The following is a 26,128-nucleotide window of genomic DNA, read 5'->3' as shown; positions in this document are numbered from 1 at the left end:
CGCCTGGAAAACCGATCCAGAACGCTTTTATCGAAAGCTTCAACGGGCGGCTGCGAGACGAGTTCTTGAATGAAACTCTGTTCTCGTCGCTTGCTCATGCCCGGTCTGCGCTTTCAAACTGGCGTAGACCGGCCGAATTCGCTCAGACACTCAACCCGCGACGTGATGCGGTGCTGCGCAGCCGAAATGGCTCCGCACCGCAACCCGCCGCTACCGAACCAACAACAGCAACCAAAAACCGCTGGAGCGAACTCAAAACTGGATAAAACTGGGGGCAAGGTCACCGTTCAAGCATTTAAAGTTACTCCGCGCATACGTCTTTGACCATCGCGAGCAGGGGGCTGGTCCGCTCCCCCAGCCACGAGAGCATCTCCTCGCTGATCTCGTAGTGCTTCGAGTGCCGCGCCTTCACATAAGCCTCGTTCAGCGTGTTGAACCAGGCACGCTCGCGATGCTGATGCTGATCGCGCGGAAAAGCCTCGGCAAGTCGACGGTCCTGTTCTCGGCAAGGGAGCGGGCTTAATGTTGCGCGAGGGTGGGCCGTAATTCGTGAGCGTGATTAGCACGCAAGAACAAGCTTGCTCTAACGCCTGATGGAGTGCGAATGCTATGCTGGCGATCCGGAGGTTCCGCCACGGTAACCTGGAGGATAAGCCCCGCGATCGGCGCCCTGGCCTCCTCGTTCCAATACGCGTCACCGGCCATTCCCGGTTCGTCGAACACGAGGGCGTCGGCCAGCATGTTGGCGTTGTCGGCGACATCGAAGCGAAGGAAACCGGAAGGGCGCACTTACGAGTTTGCGCGGGATCTCGGGAACCTTCACGGCGCAGCGGTGGACTTCGCCATACACCAGCCGCAAGGGGAGGGCGATGTCCGTAATGTCCATGCGCATGTGATGATGACGACGCGGATGGTCGGGCCGAAACGTCTGGGCGACAAGACGCTGATCGAGCGGGAGAACAAGTGGCCGCTGAACCGTGGTCAACATCGACAGCATCTCCTCGTCGGACCAGTCACGCCGACGGTCGATACCCGTCGCAATCTTCATGCGGCCCATAGTTCATCCCTGATGACGTCTCAAAATGACGGAATTAGCGACGTAACTTCAGGTGTTCGCCGGAAATCTCAAAAGTGGTTTCACCGGTCGCTTGTTCTCGAAAGCGGGTGGATCACTTTCACGGGCTCCGCCAAGGATGAGGTGGGAGCCGAATTATTGAAACGATGGAAGCCGAATGTGCAAGAGCCTGTTACGCGGGTTCTTGCACCTGAGCGCTTTCCTGCTGCCAGGCCTCTCATCATCGGGTCAAGACGTTGTCTGGATTATCGATGAAGACGAATCGCTGGAATTTTCAATTCGCCGTCAATTGGGGGCAAAAAACTCGTATCTCGACCTTGGGGTGGAGGGTGTACCAGAGAGATTTCGTTAGGCCGCCTTGAGGCGGTTGGATTTCAATGTCCCGCAGTTGCAACTGAGCGCATTCGCAATGTTTTTGGTGGCAACCGTGTTTAACCTAAGATTGAAAAAAGATTTCGAACTCGTATGGTTGGTTGGACGGTCGCTCGATTCGAGCTCCTCCTCCGAGGTTTTCAATGCCAGCCGATTCATACGAAGTTACTCAGATCACCGTAAAAAGCCCGCGGCTTCAGAAGGTGGGAGGAAAGGGCGGGATCGCAGGCGAATTTTTCGTTCCTGCCTATCAACGGGGTTACCGCTGGGGGGGCCATGAAGTTGAAGCTCTGCTCAGCGACATTTACGCTGACGGTAGCCGCGCGCCAACCGACAATTACTGTCTGCAGCCCGTAGTGGTGAAACGGCGTGCTGGCGAAGGAGCCTACGAGCTGATCGACGGCCAGCAACGTCTAACGACGCTTTATTTGATCTACCGCTATCTCAACACCGAAGTCGGGGTGGAATCAGGTCACCGGTTTTCCCTGATGTACGAAACGCGGCCAGCCAGCCAAGAGTATCTGCGGTCTCTCGATGCTGAGCGCAGGAACGACAACATCGATTTCTACCATATGCACGAAGCCTACGAGTGCATCAGGGGCTGGTTCGCGGAGACGGCGGCTCGCCTGGTTACGCCGTCTAAACTCGTTGCGTTCAAGGTCCTAGATTATCTCGAAAACCTGGTTTACGTTATCTGGTATGAACCCGAAAACATAGATGCGACCACTCTTTTCATTCGCCTGAACGTCGGACGTATTCCCCTTACCAATGCAGAACTGGTCAAGGCACTGCTGCTTTCGAAGGATCTTGACGCCCACAACTTTCAGCGGCGTGTAGAAATCGGGTCGCAATGGGACGCTATCGAACAGGACCTTCAGCAGCCGGAGTTCTGGGCTTTCCTCAGCAATAGCGATGGTGCGGACTATCAGACTCGTATCGAACTCTTGTTCAATCTCATGGCGAAACGACGGCCAGATGAGAAAGACCGCTTCTTTACGTTCCTGCATTTCAAGAACGCATTGGACGGGCGAGCCAAAGTGAACTCATCGAGTGTGTGGGCGACGATCGTCCAGTGCTACCAAGTCCTCCGAGAATGGTTCGAAGACCGCGATCTCTACCACAAGCTGGGCTATCTGATAACGACCGGGACTTCTCTGCGTCAGCTGCTGGATCTTTCTGAGCTGGAGAAGACGAAGTCGGCCTTCGGCCGCGCCGTCGATCAATTGATAATCCGCTCGGTCGGGCTGTCTCCGGCAGGCGTCATGGAGCTGAACTATGAAACTGGTTCCCGGAAATGCGAGAATGTGCTGCTCCTGTTCAACGTCGAGACTGTAAGGCGGCTCAAGCATTCGACCGAGCGATATCCTTTCCACGCCCATAAGACCGAGAAGTGGTCTTTGGAACACATTCACGCTCAAAATGCCGAATTGCTGACCACCGCGGAGGAATGGCGTCATTGGCTAATTGATGGCAAAGGGGCGTTGGAGAAGGTGCGCTTTGACGAACAAACCGTTGAGTTCGAACGAAAAAACGTAATCTCCGAAGTGGAGAAAGCGCTGTCCTCTCAACTGACCGAAAGCAGATTCACGACGCTTTCGCGGAGGGTGACCGCTCTGCTCAGCCCGGAGGGTGATGACGACTCGATTCACGGAATCGCCAACCTCGCTCTTCTTTCCAGGTCCATCAACAGCAGTCTTGGCAACCGAGCATTCGCCGTGAAAAGATTGAGAGTCGTTGATCATGACCGCAAAGGAGCGTTCATACCGATTTGCACAAGGCAGGTTTTTCTGAAGTATTACGTGGACGCTGGAAGCGAACAAATGCACTTGTGGAGCCGGGACGACCGGCAAAGTTACCGGGAGGCATTGATCTCGAAGGATCGGGGCGTAGGACAGTATCTGGTTGGTGCCCAATGACGAAAACCTCGTTCCGCAATATGCTTCGTTCTTTCGATATCGCGACCATCGAAATCCCTATAATCCAGCGAGACTTCGCGCAGGGAAGGCAGAACATCGAGGTCAAGCGGATACGACGATCCTTCCTTGATGTCCTCAGGCAGGCACTGACGGGTGAGGAAGAAATTAGCTTGGACTTCGTTTACGGAGACACCAAGGATGGGCGCTTCATTCCGCTCGACGGGCAACAGCGGCTGACATCGCTGTACCTGTTGCATTGGTATTTGGCAGTCCGCTGTCGAGTCTCCGATGAAGAGCGGGATTTCATCAAGCAATTTACCTATCACACACGCTTTTCGTCACGCGACTTCTGCGCGAAGCTCGCAACGATCTGCCCCGTACTTAACGACCGTCGGATCTCTGAATGGCTTCAGGACCAGCATTGGTTCGCCGGTTCGTGGAGGAAGGATCCCACGGTCCAGTCCATGCTGGTGGTTCTCGACGACGTCCAGGCATTGTTCGCCGAAGTCGATGATGAAGCCTGCCATGTCGCATGGACCCGCCTAACGTCCGAGGCCAACCCCAGCATCACGTTCGAACTCCTATCGCTCGAGGAGATGGGACTCACCGATGAGCTCTACATCAAGATGAATTCGCGCGGGAAGCCGCTCACGGAGTTCGAGCACTTCAAGGCGCAATTCGAACAGGTGTTGAAAGAATTCGAGGGAGCGTTGCCTGCGACTCGCAAGCAAACCGGCCGCTACGCAAAATTCACTAGGAAGATCGATCAGGACTGGGCGGATCTGATCTGGACTTTTCGAGGTGCGAACGACAACGCCGACGAAGAGTTTCTGCGCCTTTTTAGGTTCATTACCGACATCACGATTTGGCGTCATGGCCTTGATGCCCGTCCCGCGGACGAGGATCTCGAAGCGACTGCCAAGGCGATCTACGGAGGTCCCGAAACAGAAGTCACACTTGCTGCCCAGAATAGCCTGTTCTCAGTACTGGACGGCCTCCATGCGGAGTTCGCTTTCGCAACGACTATGGCCGATATCGATAAGTGGTTTCGAACGCTGTTCGCCGACAACGAACACAGGGCAGGCACCGTCACTATCTTCGGCGACGTCAATCTCCTCGACGATTGCTGCAGAAGCTACGGGCTAAGCCAGGGGCGTAACCGGGCCTTCAGCTTACCAAGAACTCTCCTGCTTCATGCGGTCATCGAGTACATCGTCACCGATTCCAGGCCTTCGCGAGACGAAATAAGAGAGAGGATGCGTTGCCTGCGGAACGTAATCTTCGCGTCCCAAAACGAAATTCGCGTCGAGATTTTCCGCGCGCTTCTCGACGAAGTCTCTGACTACATTGTCAGCGGAGATCTTGCGGCGCTCAAGAGCTTCAATCGAGCGCAGGTCGAGGAAGAAGTCGCAAAAGCGTCTTTTCTGTTGGCGAACCGTTCGGTCGAACTGGGCGAGTCAATGTACCGGCTCGAGGATCACGATCTTCTTCGCGGCAATCTCGCAATGTTCGACTTGAATGTAGACGAACGGGTGTTCATTCGACGCGCCCGCGCGTTCGACGCTATCTTTGCGGGAAAAACGTCATACGAGGAGATATCGCAAGCTCTTTTGGCGTGCGGTGACTACTCGCAGAAGATCGCTGGCGACCGTTTTCAATTCGCAAGTCCATCGCTTCCGAGCGTCTGGCGCGACCTCTTCGTCGCGCGGAGCAGACCGGGAGTCGATAATACCAAGGCTACGCTTACGGAGCTGTTAGACGCGGTTCACGACGAAGGCCTCGTCGATATCGAAGCGACCCTTCGCAAGATCTCGGAAGATTATCTGCGAGAGGCTGTGGCGTCGAAGAAATACGACTGGCGATACTATATGACGAAATATCCGGCCATGCGCTCGGGGAAGAGCGGCATCTTCATTTCGTCGAGCTACGAGATGGGCTTCGACCTTTGCATGATGGAGCAAACGCGGCTGAGCAGTTACTACTCCGACCCTTATGTCCGCGCAGTCCTGGAACTGGCTGAGGTGCCGCAAGATAAATACTTTTCGGTCTGGCATTACGGTTATGCCGGGTATGAGGCGGGTAGTCGCTGGAGTCTTTACTCGTCTAACAATCGGCACTTTCTGCGGATTACTCAAGAGGGTTTCCAGATCAAATCCGGTCGTAAGTCGAGGATCCAGGCGATCTTGGACGGACACGGTGTTGACGGCGACGGGAGTCTGAACGTTCGTCAATCCACTATCGCTGGTATCGTGTTCGACAGAAAGGACCGCGTTGTGATGGCGGCCGATTTAGTCAGAGAAATAGTCAAAGGCGAAGACTAGACTCGGTGCGAGAGCCGCAACGACGAGGTGTCTTTACGAGCGGCGCGACCTATAGAATACCAGCATTAATGGCTTCTGCGGAACGTAGCCTGTTCAATAGGTTGGGTGATATTGTGTGTAAGCGGTGTTTTCCTCGCACATTGACCAAGCTCGGTTTGCCATTCCGAAAAATGCCGCTACGACATTGGTGGCAAGAATGAGCCAATTGCGGACCTCCTCGAACCGTTCATGGAAGACCATTCCTGACGCGGTTCCGGTCATTCAATCCGTGGGAAGTCCCAAAAGCTGCCGCTTGATAAATTGAGAATGGGACTTGCGGAGGGCACGATGATATTGTGGCAGCGGGGATAAGCCTGTTCGCTATGAGGGAAAGAATGATTGAAACAGACCGGTTGAAGCTGAGGGATTGGCGAGAGGCGGATAAGCCCTTGCTGAGCGTAATCCATGCTGATCCTCACGTAATGCTGTTCCTCGGCGGCACGAAGACTGCGTCTGAGACCAGCGATGTTGTTGACCAACTGACGCGTCTTTCCGAAGGCGGCGAGCCAACTTTCTGGGCTGCCGAGCGTATCGATGACGGCTCGTTGATCGGCGCAGTTGGCCTGCATTGGCTCGGAGCTGATTTTCCATTCGGTCCGGCTTTAGAGGTGGGATGGCGACTTGGTCGCGACTATTGGGGCAAGGGTTATGCGACCGAAGCAGCTCGCGCGGTTCTCGATTATGCATTTAGCACCTTGGATGTGCCCCGCGTTTACGCTTTTACCGCATTGGCGAACAAGCGTTCTGAAATTGTAATGCAGCGACTGGGGATGACGAGAGTTGAGGGCGGCGAATTTCTTCATCCCGATTATCTGCCGACCGACCCGAGCGCGATGCACATGCTGTATGTTGCCGAAAAGACAATATGGATGTCGGATAGCTAGGCCTTAAACTCGGAAAAGCGGACTGTCGCCTTTCCATCCCACCTCAGACGAGTCCGCTCCTGCAATGACCGCTTCGGGCCGACCGCAGACCTCAGCCGTTTGTTCGTCCCGAATAATTCCACGGCAGAATCTCATCGATCCGATCCTGCTTATGACCATTGACGATGGCGGTGAGGGTGGCGGCCAGATAGGCCTGCGGTTCAACGGAATTGAGTTTGCAGGTCTCAATGAGCGAGGCGATGGTTGCCCAGTTCTCNGTGTAGTCTCCATGGAGAAACTCCTTATAGCTCATCCATGGAAGGTCGATCACAGATCAGGCGACAGCAGACAATGTGGGGTCAGCACACCGGTTCAGAATCTCATCGATCCGATCCTGCTTATGACCATTGACGATGGCGGTGAGGGTGGCGGCCAGATAGGCCTGCGGTTCAACGGAATTGAGTTTGCAGGTCTCAATGAGCGAGGCGATGGTTGCCCAGTTCTCCGCTCCCACGTCATGGCCTGCGAAGAGTGCGTTCTTGCGATTTAGGGCTATCGGCCGGATGGTCCGCTCGACGGCGTTGTTGTCGATCTCGATGCGGCCGTCGGTCAGGAAGAGCTTCAAACCATCCCAGTATTTGGCGATGTAGGCCAAAGCCTCGCCAAGCGGGGATTTGGTCGCGACGCGGGCGCGGTGATGGACGAGCCACGCCTGCATGTCGGCGACCAGTGGCATTGATCGTTCCTGCCGTCCAGCAAGTCGAGTGTCCGGATCATGGCCGCGCAGTTCGGCCTCGATCCGATACAGCTCACCGATCCGCCTGACGCCGTCCTCGGCAATCGGTGCTGTTCCATTGCGGGTGATCTCAACCAGCTTGCGACGGGCGTGGGCCCAGCAATAGGCAAGGCGGATGTCTGGACCAATACGGTCTGGTGCAATCAGTCTGTTGTATCCGGCATAGCCATCCACCTGCAGGATGCCGGAGAAGCCCTGCAATATACGTTCGGCATGAAGCCCGCCGCGACCGGGAGCGTAGGTGAAGGCCACGCCTGGTGGAGCGCCGCCATTCCAAGGGCGGTCATCTCGCGCAAGAGCCCAGAAGTATCCGGTCTTGGTTTTGCGGGAGCCGGGATCGAGCACCGGTGCACGGGTCTCGTCCATGAACAGCTTGGTCGAGCGCTTCAGGTTGGCAATCAACGCATCGAAGACAGGCCCCAGCTCATAGGCTGCCCGACCGACCCAGTCGGCAAGTGTTGAGCGGTCGAGATCGATGCCCTGGCGGCCCATGATCTGCGCCTGCCGATAAAGCGGCAGATGATCGGCATATTTGGAAACCAAGACATGGGCGACGGTCGCTTCCGTCGGCAGCCCCGCCTGGATCAGCCGTGCTGGAGCCGGAGCCTGAACGACACCGTCTGTGCAAGCACGGCACGCATATTTGGGGCGACGGGTGACGATGACACGGAACTGTGCTGGGATCACGTCCAGTCGTTCGGAAACATCCTCGCCAATGCAATGCAGGCAACCGCCGCAGCCGCAGATCAGGCTGTCCGGCTCGATCACCTCTTCGACACGCGGAAGATGCTTTGGAAGGGAGCCGCGATTGATCGCGCGTGGCTTGGCAATCCTGTCTCCAGTGGGAGCGTCCGCTTCATCCTCGGCATGGATGGAAGCAATCGCCGTCTCCAGGTCTTCCAGTGCCAGATCGAACTGGTCGGGATCGGTCTTCTCGGACTTGCGTCCGAAGGCTGCCTGCTTGAATGCTGCAACCAGCTTCTCAAGCCGCTCTATCCGCTCGTCCTTACGAGCGATGTGCTCGTCCTTGCTCGCTATCGCGAAGTCCTTGGCTGCCTCACGTGCTTGCGCCGCGATCAGCATCGCCTTCAGAGCAGCAACATCATCGGGAAGATCGGCGGCATCAAGCATGGCCGGAACCTACCAAATCCCCCGCCGATTTGCCTTTGGAATTTACAGTTCTGAGTCATCGTGCCGCAGCTATTCGATGGTCTCCGGGGTTCTCGTCTGGACGGCATGAACCCGCCGCCAATCGAGACCCGCAAACAGCGCTTCGAACTGGGCGTGGGTGAGCGTCATCAATCCATCCTTGATGCCTGGCCAAGTGAACGTGTGCTGTTCCAGCCTTTTGTAGGCCATGACGATCCCGGAGCCATCCCAGTAGATCAGCTTCAACCGGTCCGCCTTGCGTGACCGGAACACGAAGACCGTTCCGGTGAATGGGTCCTTGTGCAACTCGTTCTTCACCAGCGCCGACAATCCGTCATGACCCTTGCGGAAGTCGACCGGCTTTGTTGCCACCATGATCCGCACTCGGTTCGATGGAAAGATCATGGCGTGGCCAAGGCACGCGCGATGGCGGCGATCCGGGCGGCAGACGCACCTTCCTCAAGACGGATGGTGACGGGACCGAGGACGATCTCGGGGCGACCAACCGTTTTAGGCGGCGGTTCCGAAACAGGCGGATCGACAATGACCGTCGCGAACTCTACCGCATCCTCCGGCTCTGGCAGGATCAGCTTGCCCTGCCGCGCCATCGTTCGCCAAGTGGAAAGGCTGTTGGCTCGCAATCCATAGCGCTGCGCAACTTCATTGACAGTCGTGCCAGGCCTCAAGCTTTCCGAAACAATCTTCGCCTTGACCTTATCAGGCCAATGTCGGTGAACCTCACGTCCAGGCTTCCCGGTTGTGAGAAACTCCAGTGTAGTCTCCATGGAGAAACTCCTTATAGCTCATCCATGGAAGGTCGATCACAGATCAGGCGACAGCAGACAATGTGGGGTCAGCACACCGGTTACGAATCTCATCGATCCGATCCTGCTTATGACCATTGACGATGGCGGTGAGGGTGGCGGCCAGATAGGCCTGCGGTTCAACGGAATTGAGTTTGCAGGTCTCAATGAGCGAGGCGATGGTTGCCCAGTTCTCCGCTCCCACGTCATGGCCTGCGAAGAGTGCGTTCTTGCGATTTAGGGCTATCGGCCGGATGGTCCGCTCGACGGCGTTGTTGTCGATCTCGATGCGGCCGTCGGTCAGGAAGAGCTTCAAACCATCCCAGTATTTGGCGATGTAGGCCAAAGCCTCGCCAAGCGGGGATTTGGTCGCGACGCGGGCGCGGTGATGGACGAGCCACGCCTGCATGTCGGCGACCAGTGGCATTGATCGTTCCTGCCGTCCAGCAAGTCGAGTGTCCGGATCATGGCCGCGCAGTTCGGCCTCGATCCGATACAGCTCACCGATCCGCCTGACGCCGTCCTCGGCAATCGGTGCTGTTCCATTGCGGGTGATCTCAACCAGCTTGCGACGGGCGTGGGCCCAGCAATAGGCAAGGCGGATGTCTGGACCAATACGGTCTGGTGCAATCAGTCTGTTGTATCCGGCATAGCCATCCACCTGCAGGATGCCGGAGAAGCCCTGCAATATACGTTCGGCATGAAGCCCGCCGCGACCGGGAGCGTAGGTGAAGGCCACGCCTGGTGGAGCGCCGCCATTCCAAGGGCGGTCATCTCGCGCAAGAGCCCAGAAGTATCCGGTCTTGGTTTTGCGGGAGCCGGGATCGAGCACCGGTGCACGGGTCTCGTCCATGAACAGCTTGGTCGAGCGCTTCAGGTTGGCAATCAACGCATCGAAGACAGGCCCCAGCTCATAGGCTGCCCGACCGACCCAGTCGGCAAGTGTTGAGCGGTCGAGATCGATGCCCTGGCGGCCCATGATCTGCGCCTGCCGATAAAGCGGCAGATGATCGGCATATTTGGAAACCAAGACATGGGCGACGGTCGCTTCCGTCGGCAGCCCCGCCTGGATCAGCCGTGCTGGAGCCGGAGCCTGAACGACACCGTCTGTGCAAGCACGGCACGCATATTTGGGGCGACGGGTGACGATGACACGGAACTGTGCTGGGATCACGTCCAGTCGTTCGGAAACATCCTCGCCAATGCAATGCAGGCAACCGCCGCAGCCGCAGATCAGGCTGTCCGGCTCGATCACCTCTTCGACACGCGGAAGATGCTTTGGAAGGGAGCCGCGATTGATCGCGCGTGGCTTGGCAATCCTGTCTCCAGTGGGAGCGTCCGCTTCATCCTCGGCATGGATGGAAGCAATCGCCGTCTCCAGGTCTTCCAGTGCCAGATCGAACTGGTCGGGATCGGTCTTCTCGGACTTGCGTCCGAAGGCTGCCTGCTTGAATGCTGCAACCAGCTTCTCAAGCCGCTCTATCCGCTCGTCCTTACGAGCGATGTGCTCGTCCTTGCTCGCTATCGCGAAGTCCTTGGCTGCCTCACGTGCTTGCGCCGCGATCAGCATCGCCTTCAGAGCAGCAACATCATCGGGAAGATCGGCGGCATCAAGCATGGCCGGAACCTACCAAATCCCCCGCCGATTTGCCTTTGGAATTTACAGTTCTGAGTCATCGTGCCGCAGCTATTCGATGGTCTCCGGGGTTCTCGTCTGGACGGCATGAACCCGCCGCCAATCGAGACCCGCAAACAGCGCTTCGAACTGGGCGTGGGTGAGCGTCATCAATCCATCCTTGATGCCTGGCCAAGTGAACGTGTGCTGTTCCAGCCTTTTGTAGGCCATGACGATCCCGGAGCCATCCCAGTAGATCAGCTTCAACCGGTCCGCCTTGCGTGACCGGAACACGAAGACCGTTCCGGTGAATGGGTCCTTGTGCAACTCGTTCTTCACCAGCGCCGACAATCCGTCATGACCCTTGCGGAAGTCGACCGGCTTTGTTGCCACCATGATCCGCACTCGGTTCGATGGAAAGATCATGGCGTGGCCAAGGCACGCGCGATGGCGGCGATCCGGGCGGCAGACGCACCTTCCTCAAGACGGATGGTGACGGGACCGAGGACGATCTCGGGGCGACCAACCGTTTTAGGCGGCGGTTCCGAAACAGGCGGATCGACAATGACCGTCGCGAACTCTACCGCATCCTCCGGCTCTGGCAGGATCAGCTTGCCCTGCCGCGCCATCGTTCGCCAAGTGGAAAGGCTGTTGGCTCGCAATCCATAGCGCTGCGCAACTTCATTGACAGTCGTGCCAGGCCTCAAGCTTTCCGAAACAATCTTCGCCTTGACCTTATCAGGCCAATGTCGGTGAACCTCACGTCCAGGCTTCCCGGTTGTGAGAAACTCCAGTGTAGTCTCCATGGAGAAACTCCTTATAGCTCATCCATGGAAGGTCGATCACAGATCAGGCGACAGCAGACAATGTGGGGTCAGCACACCGGTTACAAAGCTCGGTGAGTTCCATGAACTGCGATCACGCGCGGCCAAATTGGCGGGTCGACGGTTCTGATCCCTTCAACTGCTTTACGATAGCTCAGCTCTGACAGGATGCCCAAAGCGGTCGCTGAAACCGCCAATCGTAAACAACTGTGGAGACAGCCATGGCTATCAACAGAGTGATTGGCAGTGTTGAACAAATCGGACAAGTCTCATCGGCTCGCACCGATGCCTCCCGCTTCGGCTTGGATCCGCATCTCAATGTCGTGTGCTTGCGACACTCCTAGGCTGACTAACTGGCCGAGTGTAGCATCGATCCTCGCTCGTTCGAGATGACCTCGGCGAAGCAACGACAGGTCCTCGAGTGCAGCTTTTTCAAACCACTGCGCAATCTTTCGCCCGATGCCGAGCGTGTGCCACATTGACGGATCATTTCGCGTGGCTTCCAGCCAGGCTTCCACTGCGAACAGTAGGAAATCTAAGTGCCGCGCTGTGGGCGCGACCAACAACGTATTCATCGTGCAAAGCGCGACGAAAGCGGTTGGACCGCCCGGCAGGAGTGGTCGCAGTATTTCTAGAAGGGGATCCACACGATCGAAAACTGCCGGGACCAGATAGCTCTCGGTATTGCCCAACGGATTGTAGAGGTTCATTAGCAGCTTCGCGATCGGCGGACCGGTGACATAATCTATGCTGCTGCCGCGCTGATCCCGTGACCAACGAGCAAGCGCCATTATGCGTGTGACCAGACGCTCGCGAAGTTTAATGGCGTGACTGGCCGGCTGGCTTCGATCGTTGAAATAGAGTACGTCGGCAGCATGAATGACGGAAGCGGCGACATCGCAAAATGACTGGTCCGGAAGCTCCAGTATCGGATTGAGCAGCAGCTCCAACTTCTCCTTTGTCGCGTCCATCAGCGCCACCGCGACCAGGATATAGAATTCGTGGTTCCAGTCGTCCGGCGTCCGGTTCAGGTCCGTCTCGGCCGGATGGCCATGGCCATTCAGGCGGGCGGACCATAATGCATAGGCGTCGACCAGCTCCCCATACCATTCTGGGGTCGCTTTAGCCTCGGTGTTCAACAGGCCCACAAACTTCGCGACGGCCTGCGTATCAACATGAACGGAAGCCTTTTTAGACCGCGTTGTGACAGAACCGTCATCTCCGTCGGCCTGCGAGACTGTACGGGCTTCGGAACGCCGCGCAGGTTGCGCATCTCGCAAAGACGGCGCCTCTTCGGGCAGGATCGGCCAAATTGGTTCTGTTCCACCGTCGAGCCAGGTGATCTCGGAACCGACGGTTCCTGCATCGAGACGTTCCTTCTCGGCCTCATAGGCGGCCTGGTTCGCCGGATCCTCGTCGTAAGGATGCCAGACCCAGCGGCGGCATGCGAAGGCCACCCGAACAGCCGATTTAAGAAGGCGTGGATCGGTCTCGTTGAGGGCAGCCAGCGCCGACTCGAAGGCCAGGACAGCGGCGAGATCCTTGCGAGCTGCGGCTTCGACTAGAAGATTGCGATCGGCGTGTAGTTCGCGCCTGTGCCAGAGATGGACCAATGCACAAATGCCCATCGCCGGCCGGTTGTACTCGAGTATGTCGCCAGAGCTATAGCGATCGCCTTCTTCTTTCAACGCCTTTGCAATGACCTGTCTGACCCAGGCCTCATGCTCGTCCAGAAGGTTATCGTCACCGTCACGGGCGACAAGCATCGCCGTCGCAATCAGGCGGGTCGATCGCGACTTGAGGCTATCGGTATCGCTGCCGTCGGGAATACCCCCAGCCGCATAGTCCACCGCCTCGCGTGCGGCCTCCGCGGAGCCTCGGGCCGGATCATTCACCGCCAGCCGGATCTTCGCTTCGATCTCGCTTGAATTGACGAGATTGCGACGGCCTTCTTCGAGCTTCGCCAGATGCTTGGCTTCAGCCGACGGAGACCGATAGGAAAGTAATCCGTCAGCTTCAATCCAATTTGCCCTGTCGAGCCTATTGAGCGCGTAAGCGCCCATGAGAGCAGGATCAGCAAAGTTTGAATCGGCGGAATATGATTCGAGCTTCCCGACTGCACTGCGAAGAACTGTGCGAAGACTGCGTCCGGCCTCGTCATCGTCAAGATAAGCGGGAAGAAGACTTTCGAGCATTATCTGACGCGATGGACGCTTCGCAAGATCGGCAAGCCTGATCCGCCCATTCGGCTCCTTCCCCACCCTCATGCCGGCGAGCGCCTCACGCGTCACTCGCGTGCGGTCATTAGAGAGCAGTTCGGGGTTTGCCAGAAACGGGGCGAGCGCATCTCTCGTAGTAGGCCAGTGGGACAAGAGCACATCGATGGCAGTCAGGAGATAGGCCGCGCAGCTGCCCTCCGGCCCGAGAATATCGCCGAGGACGGCCTGAACGTCATCGCCCTTATCCAGCCGCTCCTGGGACCAGGCCTCAAGGGCCATCAGGCCTGACGCGACCGAATACTCCTGGGCCTGCCCGCGAGCCCAGAAATAGGTTTCAATCCACGGAAAGAAGCGCGGCTTATCGTCGAAGACGAGTGTGTAACCATTGCTCGTCGTTATCTTGCCACGCGCGTGAAATGTGACCGACGTTTCGACAAGCTTTCGAATGAGAGCAAGACCGGTGTCGGGCGCAGCTTCGAGCAAATCGAGGAACGGCGGCTGAGCTGGAGAAGGCGGCAAGTAATCCGTATCGGCAAAACTGAGTGCGCGGTCCGTCCAGCTACGGCTTGCCTCGTCATGATGCGGCGTTTCAATCAGATTTCTCTCGACAAGCGCAGCAAGCTCGCGAGGAGCAGGCTTCGCCAACGCCCGGCCAAACGGTCGGATTGCCTTGAACTTGTACGAATTGTTCTCGGCCTCGACCGCCGTGAGATAGGTCTTTGTTTCTTCCGGCGCGTTGCCTGCGAGCAAGAGCGTCATGGAGCGAAGATCACTGATCAATTGTTGACGCGCCTGCCCTTGAATTTTGGGGGCATCCAGCGGCGACGGAATATCGATCTTTGCGTCCGGAAGATCGAGCTGCATTAACCATTTGAACAGCATCCTGGACGTCTTCCGACCATACTGAGAGACTCCTAGGGCCAGGAGGAACTGAATCTCGACCAATTTGACGATGGCGGGGATCGCCTGGATGGGTATGTCGGCGACATTTGAAGCACACCACAACACGACAGTCGGTGCCGACGGCGTTGTCGCGGCCCGCACCGATCGCGGTGCTTCGAGAATTTCGCCGTACGCTCCAGCCTGTGCGAATAGCTCGGCCACAGGCGCAGTCTCCACCGCCGTAATCGCCGTGCACAATTCGGACAGCAGCGCGCCGCCCTGGGCGAGCAACGCTGCCCTGCAGCGATTTAGAAGCTGCGGAGAGAGCTCGGACCTAATGATAGCCATCAGCGCTTGGCGTCGCCATGCATCATGCGCGCCGGCTGCTGACAGGGCCGCCAAAAACGCCTTCCACGCGGAGCCGTCCTGTCCCTTTTCAAGCGCGAACCGGCCCGCGAACTCGACGCCGCGCGTCAGGCGCGGGGATGGCGCAACCGTCAAGTCGATACCTTCGATGAGCGCTGTGTCTTCATGCAGAATGGCACCGATTGCCCAGTCGCGTAGCACGTCATGATAAAAGCCGAGGCGATCCCGCTGGGGCTCGCCCAAGGTAAGACTGTTCAACATGTGGTCGCGGGCTGGTGAATCAGCCGCTGCCTCGATCGTGTCGCTGCCAGAGAGCGCGGCCTTTGCTAGGTCGGCAAGAATGCGCTGAGCGGCTCGGACGTCCGAATTTTGCGCGCCGTCGGCAGTTTGCCACCATCGATCGGCGAGCGCCGCCTCCGTGCGGATCTCGACTGTGCTTGGAACTTTGAGCAGCTGTGTCAACCGGTAGAGGTTGCGAGCTATGCTGGCGGCGGGATGGCCGGGTGCGAGAAGCGCGCTCAATTCCGGCGCCAGTTCGCTGAGTGCTGCGACCTCCTCGTCGTCGAGTTCGCCGACTAGCACTTGGCAAGGGGGGCCGAGGACAGCAAGTGCGTCTTCAGCCAGCCAATTGCGACCATCCGCATCGAAATCCGGCCTGTTCGACACGACAACCGCGAAGCCATCTATCGCGGCAACCTCTCGCAAGAGATCATTGATGGTGCGGCGTCGTTCTGGCGAGGCGAGCATCTCGAGACCGTCGATGAACAGGACACCACCGCCGCTGGCGGCAAGGTCGGCGAGGAAATCCCTCGCGGTGCCGGGTATATCGAGGCGCTGCGCAAGAGCCGCCCAGCCGCCCCCCGGTGTTCCGATCGGATCAAGGACAATGGCATTCGCCTCGCTTCCTACCCGCTCGGCAAGATGGCGCAGCACATAGGATTTGCCGACACCAGGCTTTCCGGTGATCTCGATGAAGCGATGTCGGTCGCGGGCTTTTTCAAGCGAAGCCATTGCGCGGAGGCGGGGGAGGTTTACGCCACCGACCGTCGATCCGATGTCCCTGAGTGCGAAGCGCGACATTTCGGCCAGCCGTGCGCGGGCCAAGGTATAGTCCCGATTGCCAGTCAGGCGAAATCCACGGTCAGCCAGAATGCCTGGCAGCTCGTCTCGGGAGATTGCGCCGCCGGATTTTCCGGTTTTGATGACAAGTTCGATGAGACTGCTCCACAGCGCTTCGGCGCGTGACACGTCTTCTGGCGCAAGCACCTGCGTCGCCATCGTGAGCGCATGGGCACGTGCCTGTGGCGCACCCGATTCAAAATCGAATTCGAGGATCAGGAACTGCCTGATGATGCTCCAGATCGCTTCGTCATCGTCCGTGACACCCTTGGCGACGAGATTGGCGCGAAATGTCCGGGCAAAGCTGCGCATCGCGTCGCTGGCGACACCTTTGAGCGCAAGCCGCTCGAAGAGCTTGGCACCCGTCTTTGACACACGTGCCCATTCCAGCACATCCTGATAGGGGCCAGAAATCGCAAAGCTTGTGCGCTGGGTCGCCACCGCGAATACATGGCGGTCGGTCGGCTTGTTCGTCGGTGCGCTGCGCACGATCTGCTCGCATACGCTTTGGAAAATCCTATCCTTCGGCGCGAATGTGATCGTGCGCTTCGACTGGATTTCGAGAAGCGAACTGCCTCTATCCGACAAGCCGTGTACAATCAGGTCGTCCAGCGCGTAGCCTTCGTCCACTCCCTGAAACTGAATTTTTTCAATCCGGGCATTGGGCAGTCCGCGCGCTTCGCTTCCGGCCAGCATCTGCAGGAGGTAGAAGGCACCAAGCTCGCCCTCGATATAAATTCCGGCGCCTCCGCGCCCGACCGGGCTAGAGCCGTCATCTTCCTCTTTCGATTCATCCGCCGTGAGTTGATCCATCTCGTTTGATCGTCTCTCCACGGCCCGGAAGCCGCCCCGGTTTGTCAATAGCGCGAACGCGATGCCAACGCGACTGTTTTTAGACGCAAATGTGGATATAGCTTAGCCCGCGTATCGCCATACCGGCCTGCGGTTCATGCAATGCCGTAACGTGTGGCCCGACAAATGACCGCACCCGATCGCAGCTCAAAAAAGGCTCGATGCCTACTTGCATAGCCGGGAGCATCCACACACGCCGGAACACAACCTTCACACATTATGGGCCGCGGTTTTCACGGCCCCCTTGTTTGTCTAGCTAGCGCCTGCTGTACAAATACTCTGTATCCAAATGCCTTGGTTTGCAGCCCACTTGTCAGTTCTCCCGTTCAGGCGCCGCAGACCTTCGTCTCTATCGCCCTTCTGGTGGAGGGCAATTACCTGCCAGTTTCTAGCATTGAAAACGGGGCTACCTGAACTTCCGGGCTCAGTAGGAGCCGTGTATTGCACATGGCGCACAGTATTGTCTACCGGCGTGCCTTCGTGAGGTCCTTCGTGATCGATCAGGTGATTATGCTGCAACGAAAAAGCTAATTCTCCGCCATTGGGGTAGCCGATCACGTAGACGCGTTGAGTACCATCTCTCAGGGGAAGCCGCGGCGCAAACGACAGAGGTTTGACGGCGGGTATCATGCCGTCGATACTCAACAAGCTCGCATCGAGATGCTCCTTAGGCCAAGTCTTATGCAATTTCGAAAAGCCAAATGAAATATTTTTGTCGGCTGCCTCAAAGACAATCTCGACCTCCTCGGGAAAGCAGGCTTTATCGCTTGGGTTATCACTGACTACATGGGCATTTGTAAGCACGCAAATCTCATCACCGAGGGCCGGAACTACATCGCCTCCGCGAACTATAAAACCCGTGCCAACTCTCGTATTCACGCCTTTGATCCTGACGACGCCAACGGATTGAGCGGACTCCATACCTCTCTTCACCCATTCGTATGAGAGTGGACCGTCTTTGCCGAGAATTGACTCAAGTTGGCGGTCCGAGGGAGCAGGCGCCTCGGCCAAAGCCTTCACGTCCCCGGCAGGCAGCAAAGCGACATCGAAATTTCGAGTAAGAACCGCCGCGCCCATCGTTTGGATGATTCCTGCGCCCTGGTTGCTCTGGGTACCAAGCTGCCACAGATCGCGAAGCTGTCGAGTCACCGCACCAAGAGTTTCGGCACTTGTAGTTTTATTCTGGACGATTCTTGCCAACTCGGACTGCGCACGATCCAAGTCATTGAGAGCTACGAACGCTTCCGCTTTGGACGCGTAAAATCGTGCTCCTCGGAGCTCCTGCGGGGTCTTGTGAAGATCTTCCAAGACTGTCGTTGCGAGCTTGATGCGATCAATATCGACAGGGACAGGGACATCAAATTGCCGAGCAAGGGTTGCCAGACCGATAAGGTTCAAGCTTGAGCGAACCCTTGATTCCGGGTCGCTATCATACTGGCGCCGGTAGGCTTCCATGGCATTTGCGATTGCTTCTCCTGCACCGGAAACGCCGGCTTCGGAGGCCTTCATCGCGAGTTCTTTCCACGCCCTTGCACGTATCGCCTCGGAGATTTTCCCGTTGGTATCGTGCTTATGGACGAATTCTGCGAGCGTTGATGCCCCGGTCGACAGACCGTTATCCACTAGGTTTTGGACCTGAACGCCTCTAGCTAGCAGATCTTTCACATCTGTTTTTCTTATAAAGTCAGACACCGACTTCAGTGTGTCTGACCTTTGCAAGGCCTTAAAGTGATCAACGGCAGACACAATCTCTCGAACGCTGAATGTCTGTTCGGAAACGGCTGATTGTGGCGGCTTTGGTTCTTTCATCACGGACTCCCGTCACAACGCTAGCAGCTTTTCGACGCCTCTCCGCAGGTCCGGTGCTCTTAGGTATTTCACTATGCTGTGACGCCAGGCGCCTTCGTTGAGGACCGCCACGTCCTCGATATCTCCCTTCCCGTCGCGTTGATAGTCGTTTTTAAGAAAAGGGTCGAAGCCAGCCACTGGATCGAGACGATCAAACACATTGACCCATCCACCTTCGACCCGCTCGGACGGGAATCCATTTGGCCGGGACCATTCGGGACGCAACTTGTCTTGGATCTCATCAAGACCGAGCGGGCTTCCGATTGTCATCAACCCGCCAATTTTCTGTATGCCTGGCACGCGTTTGAGGCAATCGTACGCAATCACCGTTCCCATACTGTGGCTAACGACAATTTGCGGCTCGCCTGATTTGGATCCCTCGGCAACTGCTTTCACGAAGCGTTTCCTAATCTCATCCTGAACTTTAAACGTGGTGCCGGGTCGCGGAGTGAACTCCACATTAAATAGGTAGTGATGGACGTCGCGGAGAAACGTTTCCATAAACGCTTTCTTGATAGGCCAAGGCAGTGGGATGCGCTCATAAGGCATTCCATCAAGTTCGCGGTTTGGCGGGATAGCCTCCACTGTCTCAGCAGCAGCGAGAGTTCCGCCGAGTTTCAACGCCAACCCGCTGATAAAAGTTGCTTCATCAATAGTGGCGGGAATAGGTGTGCGCGCAGTCGCGTCAGCCTCCACCTCTTTCGCAGTCGTCGCCTCGAAGCTTTCATAGGCGGCAACATTGGGATCTGGATCGGCGTACAAAACGTCTGCCCAGTACACCATAGACGAAGTCACGCCTTCGCCACCCAGATCTATCCCGCCGGCTCCTGTAGCGAGGCTGCGCAACCAGATGTCATGCAGTTCCTTGGCCTTCGGCTTGTTGCCGATCCCATGAATAAACGTCACGTGCGTCATTGTATCTCCCTCAGCCTATTCCTTCTTGATTGGTGTCATTTTCAGAATAAAACTTCAAGTGGTGCATTTACACTTCACCATCGTTTGAGACGCGAACAAAGCTGAAGGGTAATTACAGGAGAAGAAATGGCTATTCGCAGGATGCGCACTCCATCGCCGTTTGCCTCTGCGCGCGGCGATGTCATGTTCAAGCGGCTCCTGCCAGCTGCCTACAACGTCTTCAGGTACGCTATAAGCGCCGCCTTCTCATCCGGCTTCAGCGCCGGGCCGATTACGCCCGGACCGGGGGTGTCGCTGAATTCATGGCCGGTATTGCTGTTGCCCGGCTTCGAGGTGTCGAACTTGAAGCCGCCTGGCAGCTCCTCCGTTCGGTAGCCGACCTTTTCCGGGTCATATTCGCGATTACCAAGCCAGAATGTCTTCGGTCGTTCACCAACCGGCGATAGCAGAGCATTAATGGTCGGCACCGAGCCGTTGTGCAGAAAGGGCGGTGTTGCCCAGATGCCGTCGAGCGGCCGGGCCTTGTAGGCGAGCGGCGCCTGGATGCCATTCTGGCGATTGCCGTTCATGATCTCCCGTTGCTCCGGCGGCACCGGCGGCGTCTGGCTGCCGTACCAGCGAGCGCTCGTCTTTGCGACGAGCTCGCCGAGCGCGTCGCCGAAGGAGTCGGTATCGATGCCGAGCTCGACGGGAACCTTGACCTTGCGCTCCGCCATGCCCTTGGCCTGGGCTGGATCGGTGCCGATTTTCTCGATCTTGATTGTGGGCACACGAAGATAACGCTCGCGGGCTGGATTCTCGTCCGTCCAGTGCTTCTGGTCCCAAAAGCCATCACTGCCGACCGGTGGCAGATGGCAGCTCTGGCACCGGTCGGCGTAGAGCGCGGCACCCTTGGCCGCGAGCTCCGTATTGATCGGGCCCAACAGGTTGGACGGCCAGCGCGGCGGACGCAGGCCGGTAAAGCCGGTCTCCGCGGTCGGTTGCCTGCCCGCCAACTGCTGCTCGATTGCGAAAATTGTGTCGACTTTCACCGTCGAGGCAAAGAGCGGCTGCTCCGGCTTGGTGAGGTTGATGAAGGCGCGGACCCCCAGCGCTTCGCCGGCATTGCGTATCATTGGCTGCATAATCGAGGCATTGTACTGTACCCAGTCGAACCAAGAAGTGTCCCAGATATGCGGGAAGGCGACCGGCGCGGACTGGGCGGCGTAGTTCTCCGGCCGGTCGAGATCGAGCGAGAAGACCTGGTTGCCGATCCGGTTGAGCGCATCCAGCCGGCCGAATCCCTCTTCGATGCTCTTGGCGGCCACTTTCTTGTCGAGATCGACTTCGATCTTGCCACCTGCTAGCGCCTTGTCGAGCTGCGTCTTGAGCCCGGCCTTGGCAGCGTCATCCGCCTGCGGCCCGAGCACTGCCGTGGCGAAGCGGTCGAAACGGAAAGGCGCGTAACGGGTGAATAGCAGGGCCAGTCCTGTCGCCTTGCGCAATTTCCCGAGATCGGTGAGCGCCGGCCCGCCCTCGACCATCACGGCGGTGCCCTTGTAGGTGAAACGGCCAGTGTGGCATGCCGCACAGGTGAGCCCAATGGTGGTGAGCGGCTTGCCGGTTGCCGGGTTGATCCACGGTTGGGCGGTTTTGGGATCGATGAGGTCGCCGCCATGGGCGAAGCCGACCGGAAGGCCCGTCGAATCCGCCGTGATGAAGCCGAAGCGGTCGAGATAGTCGCTGGACAGGAGGGGCAGCCCGGCCGTCAGCGTGAAGGTGGGCTGCTCCAGCGCCGCCAGCCATTCGTAGGGTATCGAGAAGGTCACCGTGCCCTGGTCGGCATGGTGCATCCACTCGCGTTGTGATTGTGACCAATTCTGCTCGAGCGAAGTGACCTTTTCCACCTTCGGATAGTCAGGAAGATCGACGCTGAACATCTGGACTATATAATAGAGGCCAGCGGCGACCAGCACGATGACCCCGAGCAGAATAGGCCAAAATCGCGACTTGCGTTTCATCGTCTCCACCCCCAAAGCGTTGAAAACGCCTGCTTCAGCATAGCGCGGCCCTCTAATTGTTTTGAGGCGATGGCACGGCGGCCCGTGCCGCGCGCGCGCCCGGATAGACAATCGCCCGTGCGTGGCCGAGCGATGCGTAATCATCGGGGCTGGTCGCCAAGGGAATGCGAATGCATTCTGGGCTCCGATTCGGATTCATCTCTAATCGGCTCACGGCCGTCTGGTCGTCCATGACCTCGGTCAGGCGGATTTCGAACATGTCCGCCCAAGGGAACCAATATTCGTTCCACGGCTGGGACGGGTCGAATAGCTCGTGATTGCCAATCGGCGGCGGCGGCGCGTCACGCAGCTGCGCCTGCAGGATGTAGCGCACGTCGCTGTGCCTAACGCGGTGAATGAAATCCTTGCGCAGGAAGTCGGGCGCCCGGTTGTCGTCGGGTGTAGCGTCCATGGACGGATGGCCGCTGGCCCTGAATTCCGGGCGCGGCAGCCCGCGGTCGAGGCCGCGGTCGGCGTTGATCAGCCGGAAGCGGACGTAGCGGCTGACGCCAGTCTTGTCGGTGAATTGGAAACAGACCCAGGTGTGATACTGAGAATCCGTGAACGAGCCGCGGATCCGGTAAGCCTCGCGCAGTTGATCGTCGAGCATCAAGCCGGACTCGACGAGCTTGATCCTGTCTTCGTCCGGCGTGTGGACGAAGGTCGAGAAGTCGCGGATGCTTCGCACGAAGAGCTGCCGGCCGGCATTCATCAGAATGTCGTAGAAGCCGCCGCCATCGGTGCTGGCGCCCGGCGCGAAGAACTTGATCGAAGCTGCGACACCATCGCGGGCGCGGTCGTCGGCGCGCCCAGGGAAGCCGGCCGGCGTGATGCAGCGCGCCTCGCCTTTTGCCACAACGCCGTAAGTGTGCGTCGCGCGCCCGTGCTGGAGATTGCCAGCCATGAAATTGAACGTCGCTTGCAGCTTGGCAAGCACTGCCTTGAAGTCGTCGTTTATGCCGACGGTCAGTTCCTCGGGTGAAAGGCGCATGTTGAAGCTCCAGTGTTCGTTGCCGGTGGGTTCGCGGCGAACGACCCGGTTGGTCTCATGCCGGAGGCCGGAGCTGCTAAGGTAGACCCGCCGGCGAACCTCATTGATCTCGCCAAGCGGCCGGTGTTCAGGCATCGCGTGCCACGGCGTAAAGGAGAGGTTTTCTCCGAAGGCGAGCTGCGCGGCCGACGTGAAGGTCTGCGGTGGTATGGTGATGCGAGCGACCAATTCGACGGGCGTCGTCCATTCTACGGTTGGATTGTCGATGACGCTTGCACTTGTCTCGTCGTTGAGTTGGACACAGAAATCGAAGACCGCCGGCCGCGCCGCCTGGGTGAGATGGCCGGTCATCGCCTCACGCAGATAGCCGGCGCCGCAGGCATCCGAGGGAATGGGCGAAACGAGGTTGTCCTTCGAGGGAACCACGGAATAGCGGCAGACCTGCGCGCTGCTCAGTCCGTAGGCATAGGGCACCTGGCTCCAGTAGCGTGCCGCAAGCGGGCTGTGCTGCACCTGCTGGCGGAAGCCGAGAAGCACGGGCAGGTCTTCGGGGCGGTTTTCCTTCAACCATGCGATGAAGGCGAGCGGCGGTTCGCCGCGTGGCGCCGACTGGGCGAGATCGGCCATGAACCGGACATAGTCGCTGGTGTTTCTGATGAAGAACATCGGCTTGTCCGCCAGCACGAAATCGTGGGTTGCTGCGTCTTCCTCGCCTTCCAGAATCTTTCGGCCAGCAACCCCGGTCAGCTTGATCGCCATACCGTGAATATCAGGCTTGGTGTCGTCGAGCTGCGCGCCGTTGGAAAACCGGATATAAGCCGTGTAGGCCTTCGGCTCGGCGAAAAGCCCGATCTTGAGGCGCTGGGGAAGGTCGGCAAGCACCTCGAAGGTCGCAGAGACGCAGCCATGCTGCTTGTAGTGCTGGCCACGCAGGCCGGGGCCGGTACTGCGCATCAGCAGCCGCTGCAACTCGTCGATTTCGGCGATCCCGGCATCAATGTCGGGCGAGGCTGCTTCGGTCATTACACCAGTCCTCCAGGCTGCGAGTGGGTGAATGCGGGGCCGGTGCTATCGGGTCTTCAGATATTCGATGAGGTCCTTGAGGGCGTCGGCATATTGCGGGCCGCTCCAGTCAAGGCGACGGAGCTTGCCATCGACCACGAGGTTGCGATCGTGGCCCGTACCGGCATGGCCGTCCTTTCGCGTGTCGTAGACGGTCAGCGTCGGCGAGGTGTCGGCAACGAGCCCGGTAACTGCCGGATCCCAGGCATATCCGACCTTCGCGGTGTCGTATTGGGTCGCACCGCGCAGGAAATGTGCCGGACGGCTCGCGGGGGCCAGGAGGTGGTACAGCGTCGGAACGGAACCATTGTGCAGGTAGGGCGCCCGCGCCCACACCCCGTCAAGCATCTCGGCGACATAGCCCTGGTCAGCCGGCGTCGTACGGGCGGTGATCACGTCCTCGCCCGCCATCCGGCATGGCCGGACTTCTTCCCCCGTCGGGATGCGATAGAGGAAATCCTGATCGTGGCAGCTCGCCTGGAAGCCAGCAGCGAAAAGCTGGAACGCCGCGCCGTTGAGGACGGCCGCGCGGTTCATGTCCGTGCCGATATCACGGAACTGATAGATCGTGTCGTTGTGCGGCCGGTGGCACACGGCGCAATTTTCTTTAAATAGCGCTTCGCCGCGCACGGCACTCGCCATATCGACGTCGAACGGGTAGGGGGCCGGCGGCAGGCCATCGAGGAAATTGGCGACGACACCGGTATTGACGAGGTCGATCTTGGAGGGATCGCCGACGATCGGAAGCTGCGCGGCGATGTTGCGCCAGAACGCCATCTTCACGCTGCCGTCCCACTGGGCGCGCGCGCGCGCCTGTTGGTTCCACACGCTCGGAATGTCGGTGATGGTGGCAAATGGTGGGATTTCCGGATGAAAGCTATCCTTAAATGCTGTGACGTCGAAGTTCCGGTTCAGGCCTCCTGCGGCGTTCGGCTGACATTCGCCGGGGGGCATTGCCTTAGCGACCAACAACTGGAAAATGAGGTCGCCGCTACCGTCCTGCTGTCCGGTGCTGAAGCCGGAAAAGCCGGGTGCGTTCCAGTTGCCGTAGCTCGTCTGTTTCTGAAGCTCGATCCCGGCTTCGCGCTGAACGGTGCCGCACGCAAAGGTCGCCAGAATGCCGACTAGACTCTTCTTTACGGCGGCGCGTTGGTCGGATTCGACATTCGGCGTGAAATTCAGAAATCCGGGCTGGCCGAAATAGGCGGGAGGATAGAAATATCCGCCCGGTTTGGCATCGATGATGGCGGCGATGCGCTCGGCCGACGCTTTGATCTTTTCAGGAGTGGAGAAGTAGACCGCCACCGTTCGCGAGTAGGCATCCCGCCACTTGCGCACGTCCATCTTCGTGTTCGGCGCACCCTCGACGACCGCCGATCGATCCGGCGTCTGCACCTGTCCGACGTGGCAGGCGCCGCAGGCAAGCGTCACCACATCGAGCCCAGGCTTGGCGAAATCGATCTCCCCCAATGGATTGCCACCAGCATCGAGCGGGCGGCCCGCGGTCGAGGCGATGCCGAGGCCGAGCGGAAGAGGCCGCGATTTGTCTTCCGGATCGGAAAGGAAGCCGAAACGTCCGAAATTCTCGTCGTTCGGGCCCCAGATTTCGGGCGCGAGATCGGGCAAGACGCGCTGGAGCAAGTAAGGCACACCGGTAAAGCCATTGCCCGCGTTCATGAACCACGACGAGCCAATCGGATTTTGCTTTCGATAGGTGGTCCGCTCGGCGTCGCACCCTTCGCGTATATCTGTCCAGGTGATCGTCGAATTTGCACTCAAGTCGTCACGTGACGAACAGGCGGGACTTGCTGCGGCTGGCCCGTGGCTCGCGAAAATCCAGAGTGACGCGCCGCTTGCTAGCCCCAAGGAGCGCAAGGCGAAAGAGAGACGTTCTCTATATTGAGACGGCATTCCGGACCTCGGTCTGAGCTTGCGCGGAACTGACAGTTTGATAGGGCAGAATTTTGGGAATGCCGGCACGTGAGAGCGCGTCAAGGATTGAAATCCCTGCATGCCGTGTATACACGCATAAGTGATAGCATGAGCCTGGAGGATTGCAACT

The 26,128-nt window shown here is 58.3% G+C and carries 16 protein-coding genes and 3 pseudogenes; 5 read left to right on the top strand and 14 right to left on the bottom strand.

Features of this window, described 5'->3' with window-relative positions:
- Positions 1-266: integrase core domain-containing protein (locus tag HJB84_RS28345; RefSeq protein WP_221117554.1), on the top strand; the 266-nt coding region annotated here is incomplete at its 5' end.
- Positions 267-301: 35 nt separating this feature from the next.
- Here the strand turns inward: HJB84_RS28345 and HJB84_RS33805 are convergent.
- A pseudogene (locus HJB84_RS33805) lies at positions 302-608 on the bottom strand (nucleotidyltransferase); the annotation flags it as partial.
- Positions 609-787: 179 nt separating this feature from the next.
- Between HJB84_RS33805 and HJB84_RS28340 the strand changes: the two are divergent.
- From HJB84_RS28340 to HJB84_RS28325, 4 genes and pseudogenes are all read left to right on the top strand, one after another.
- A pseudogene (locus HJB84_RS28340) lies at positions 788-973 on the top strand (MobA/MobL family protein); the annotation flags it as partial.
- Positions 974-1,590: 617 nt separating this feature from the next.
- Entirely contained in the window at positions 1,591-3,363 is a 1,773-nt protein-coding gene (locus HJB84_RS28335) for a DUF262 domain-containing protein (RefSeq protein ID WP_183856114.1), read from the top strand.
- Entirely contained in the window at positions 3,360-5,684 is a 2,325-nt protein-coding gene (locus tag HJB84_RS28330) for a DUF262 domain-containing protein (protein WP_221117553.1), read from the top strand. The genes HJB84_RS28335 and HJB84_RS28330 overlap by 4 nt, the downstream gene beginning before the upstream one ends.
- A gap of 374 nt (positions 5,685-6,058) precedes the next feature.
- On the top strand, positions 6,059-6,607 hold the full coding sequence (locus tag HJB84_RS28325; RefSeq protein WP_168338151.1) for a GNAT family N-acetyltransferase: 549 nt from the start codon (positions 6,059-6,061) through the stop codon (positions 6,605-6,607).
- A 91-nt stretch (positions 6,608-6,698) separates the two neighbouring features.
- On the opposite strand, the pseudogene HJB84_RS28320 reads toward HJB84_RS28325, so the two are convergent.
- From HJB84_RS28320 to HJB84_RS28255, 13 genes and pseudogenes are all read right to left on the bottom strand, one after another.
- Positions 6,699-6,863 (bottom strand): annotated as a pseudogene (locus HJB84_RS28320) (transposase domain-containing protein); the annotation flags it as partial.
- Between the two features lie 57 nt (positions 6,864-6,920).
- Positions 6,921-8,513, bottom strand: a complete 1,593-nt coding sequence (tnpC, locus tag HJB84_RS28315; protein WP_221117552.1) for an IS66 family transposase — start codon at positions 8,511-8,513, stop codon at positions 6,921-6,923.
- A gap of 69 nt (positions 8,514-8,582) precedes the next feature.
- Positions 8,583-8,936, bottom strand: coding sequence for an IS66 family insertion sequence element accessory protein TnpB (gene tnpB / locus HJB84_RS28310; RefSeq protein WP_077979902.1), 354 nt, complete (start codon positions 8,934-8,936; stop codon positions 8,583-8,585).
- Complete coding sequence (gene tnpA / locus HJB84_RS28305; protein ID WP_025393257.1) at positions 8,933-9,316, bottom strand: IS66-like element accessory protein TnpA; 384 nt, start codon at positions 9,314-9,316, stop codon at positions 8,933-8,935. Before tnpA (HJB84_RS28305) ends, tnpB (HJB84_RS28310) begins: the two co-directional genes overlap by 4 nt.
- 43 nt (positions 9,317-9,359) lie before the next feature.
- The gene (gene tnpC, locus HJB84_RS28300; protein WP_221117551.1) at positions 9,360-10,952 is read right to left on the bottom strand and encodes an IS66 family transposase; all 1,593 of its coding nucleotides are present in this window, start codon (positions 10,950-10,952) and stop codon (positions 9,360-9,362) included.
- 69 nt (positions 10,953-11,021) lie between these two features.
- Positions 11,022-11,375, bottom strand: a complete 354-nt coding sequence (gene tnpB, locus HJB84_RS28295; RefSeq protein WP_077979902.1) for an IS66 family insertion sequence element accessory protein TnpB — start codon at positions 11,373-11,375, stop codon at positions 11,022-11,024.
- Positions 11,372-11,755 carry an IS66-like element accessory protein TnpA gene (gene tnpA / locus HJB84_RS28290; RefSeq protein ID WP_025393257.1) on the bottom strand — a complete coding sequence of 128 codons (384 nt, stop codon included), beginning with the start codon at positions 11,753-11,755 and terminating at the stop codon, positions 11,372-11,374. Before tnpA (HJB84_RS28290) ends, tnpB (HJB84_RS28295) begins: the two co-directional genes overlap by 4 nt.
- Before the next feature lie 287 nt (positions 11,756-12,042).
- Positions 12,043-17,172: a hypothetical protein gene (locus HJB84_RS28285; protein ID WP_183856098.1), complete on the bottom strand. Its 5,130-nt coding sequence runs from the start codon at positions 17,170-17,172 to the stop codon at positions 12,043-12,045.
- A 291-nt stretch (positions 17,173-17,463) separates the two neighbouring features.
- Entirely contained in the window at positions 17,464-19,020 is a 1,557-nt protein-coding gene (locus HJB84_RS28280; RefSeq protein WP_183856096.1) for a serine protease, read from the bottom strand.
- A gap of 12 nt (positions 19,021-19,032) precedes the next feature.
- Positions 19,033-19,974 carry a hypothetical protein gene (locus HJB84_RS28275; protein ID WP_183856094.1) on the bottom strand — a complete coding sequence of 314 codons (942 nt, stop codon included), beginning with the start codon at positions 19,972-19,974 and terminating at the stop codon, positions 19,033-19,035.
- 209 nt (positions 19,975-20,183) lie between these two features.
- The gene (locus tag HJB84_RS28270; RefSeq protein ID WP_183856092.1) at positions 20,184-21,974 is read right to left on the bottom strand and encodes a di-heme-cytochrome C peroxidase; all 1,791 of its coding nucleotides are present in this window, start codon (positions 21,972-21,974) and stop codon (positions 20,184-20,186) included.
- Positions 21,975-22,026: 52 nt separating this feature from the next.
- Positions 22,027-24,027 (bottom strand): hypothetical protein, encoded by a 2,001-nt coding sequence (locus HJB84_RS33800; RefSeq protein ID WP_246699293.1) that lies wholly within the window; start codon positions 24,025-24,027, stop codon positions 22,027-22,029.
- A gap of 45 nt (positions 24,028-24,072) precedes the next feature.
- The gene (locus HJB84_RS28255; RefSeq protein ID WP_259671202.1) at positions 24,073-25,743 is read right to left on the bottom strand and encodes a cytochrome c; all 1,671 of its coding nucleotides are present in this window, start codon (positions 25,741-25,743) and stop codon (positions 24,073-24,075) included.
- Between the last annotated feature and the right edge of the window lie 385 nt (positions 25,744-26,128).

Source organism: Rhizobium sp. NZLR1b (genome assembly GCF_019685155.1).
Lineage (GTDB): Bacteria > Pseudomonadota > Alphaproteobacteria > Rhizobiales > Rhizobiaceae > Rhizobium.
The sequence above is the reverse complement of the archived record's forward strand: the minus strand, read 5'-3'. Positions and strand labels throughout refer to the sequence as shown.

Bases quoted from the DNA above. Each gene is read 5' to 3' on its own strand.
- HJB84_RS28335 (WP_183856114.1), top strand. From the start codon at position 1,591: ATGCCAGCCGATTCATACGAAGTTACTCAGATCACCGTAAAAAGCCCG.
- HJB84_RS28330 (WP_221117553.1), top strand. From the start codon at position 3,360: ATGACGAAAACCTCGTTCCGCAATATGCTTCGTTCTTTCGATATCGCG.
- HJB84_RS28325 (WP_168338151.1), top strand. From the start codon at position 6,059: ATGATTGAAACAGACCGGTTGAAGCTGAGGGATTGGCGAGAGGCGGAT.
- tnpC (WP_221117552.1), bottom strand. From the start codon at position 8,513: ATGCTTGATGCCGCCGATCTTCCCGATGATGTTGCTGCTCTGAAGGCG.
- tnpB (WP_077979902.1), bottom strand. From the start codon at position 8,936: ATGATCTTTCCATCGAACCGAGTGCGGATCATGGTGGCAACAAAGCCG.
- tnpA (WP_025393257.1), bottom strand. From the start codon at position 9,316: ATGGAGACTACACTGGAGTTTCTCACAACCGGGAAGCCTGGACGTGAG.
- tnpC (WP_221117551.1), bottom strand. From the start codon at position 10,952: ATGCTTGATGCCGCCGATCTTCCCGATGATGTTGCTGCTCTGAAGGCG.
- tnpB (WP_077979902.1), bottom strand. From the start codon at position 11,375: ATGATCTTTCCATCGAACCGAGTGCGGATCATGGTGGCAACAAAGCCG.
- tnpA (WP_025393257.1), bottom strand. From the start codon at position 11,755: ATGGAGACTACACTGGAGTTTCTCACAACCGGGAAGCCTGGACGTGAG.
- HJB84_RS28285 (WP_183856098.1), bottom strand. From the start codon at position 17,172: ATGGATCAACTCACGGCGGATGAATCGAAAGAGGAAGATGACGGCTCT.
- HJB84_RS28280 (WP_183856096.1), bottom strand. From the start codon at position 19,020: ATGAAAGAACCAAAGCCGCCACAATCAGCCGTTTCCGAACAGACATTC.
- HJB84_RS28275 (WP_183856094.1), bottom strand. From the start codon at position 19,974: ATGACGCACGTGACGTTTATTCATGGGATCGGCAACAAGCCGAAGGCC.
- HJB84_RS28270 (WP_183856092.1), bottom strand. From the start codon at position 21,974: ATGAAACGCAAGTCGCGATTTTGGCCTATTCTGCTCGGGGTCATCGTG.
- HJB84_RS33800 (WP_246699293.1), bottom strand. From the start codon at position 24,027: ATGACCGAAGCAGCCTCGCCCGACATTGATGCCGGGATCGCCGAAATC.
- HJB84_RS28255 (WP_259671202.1), bottom strand. From the start codon at position 25,743: ATGAACGCGGGCAATGGCTTTACCGGTGTGCCTTACTTGCTCCAGCGC.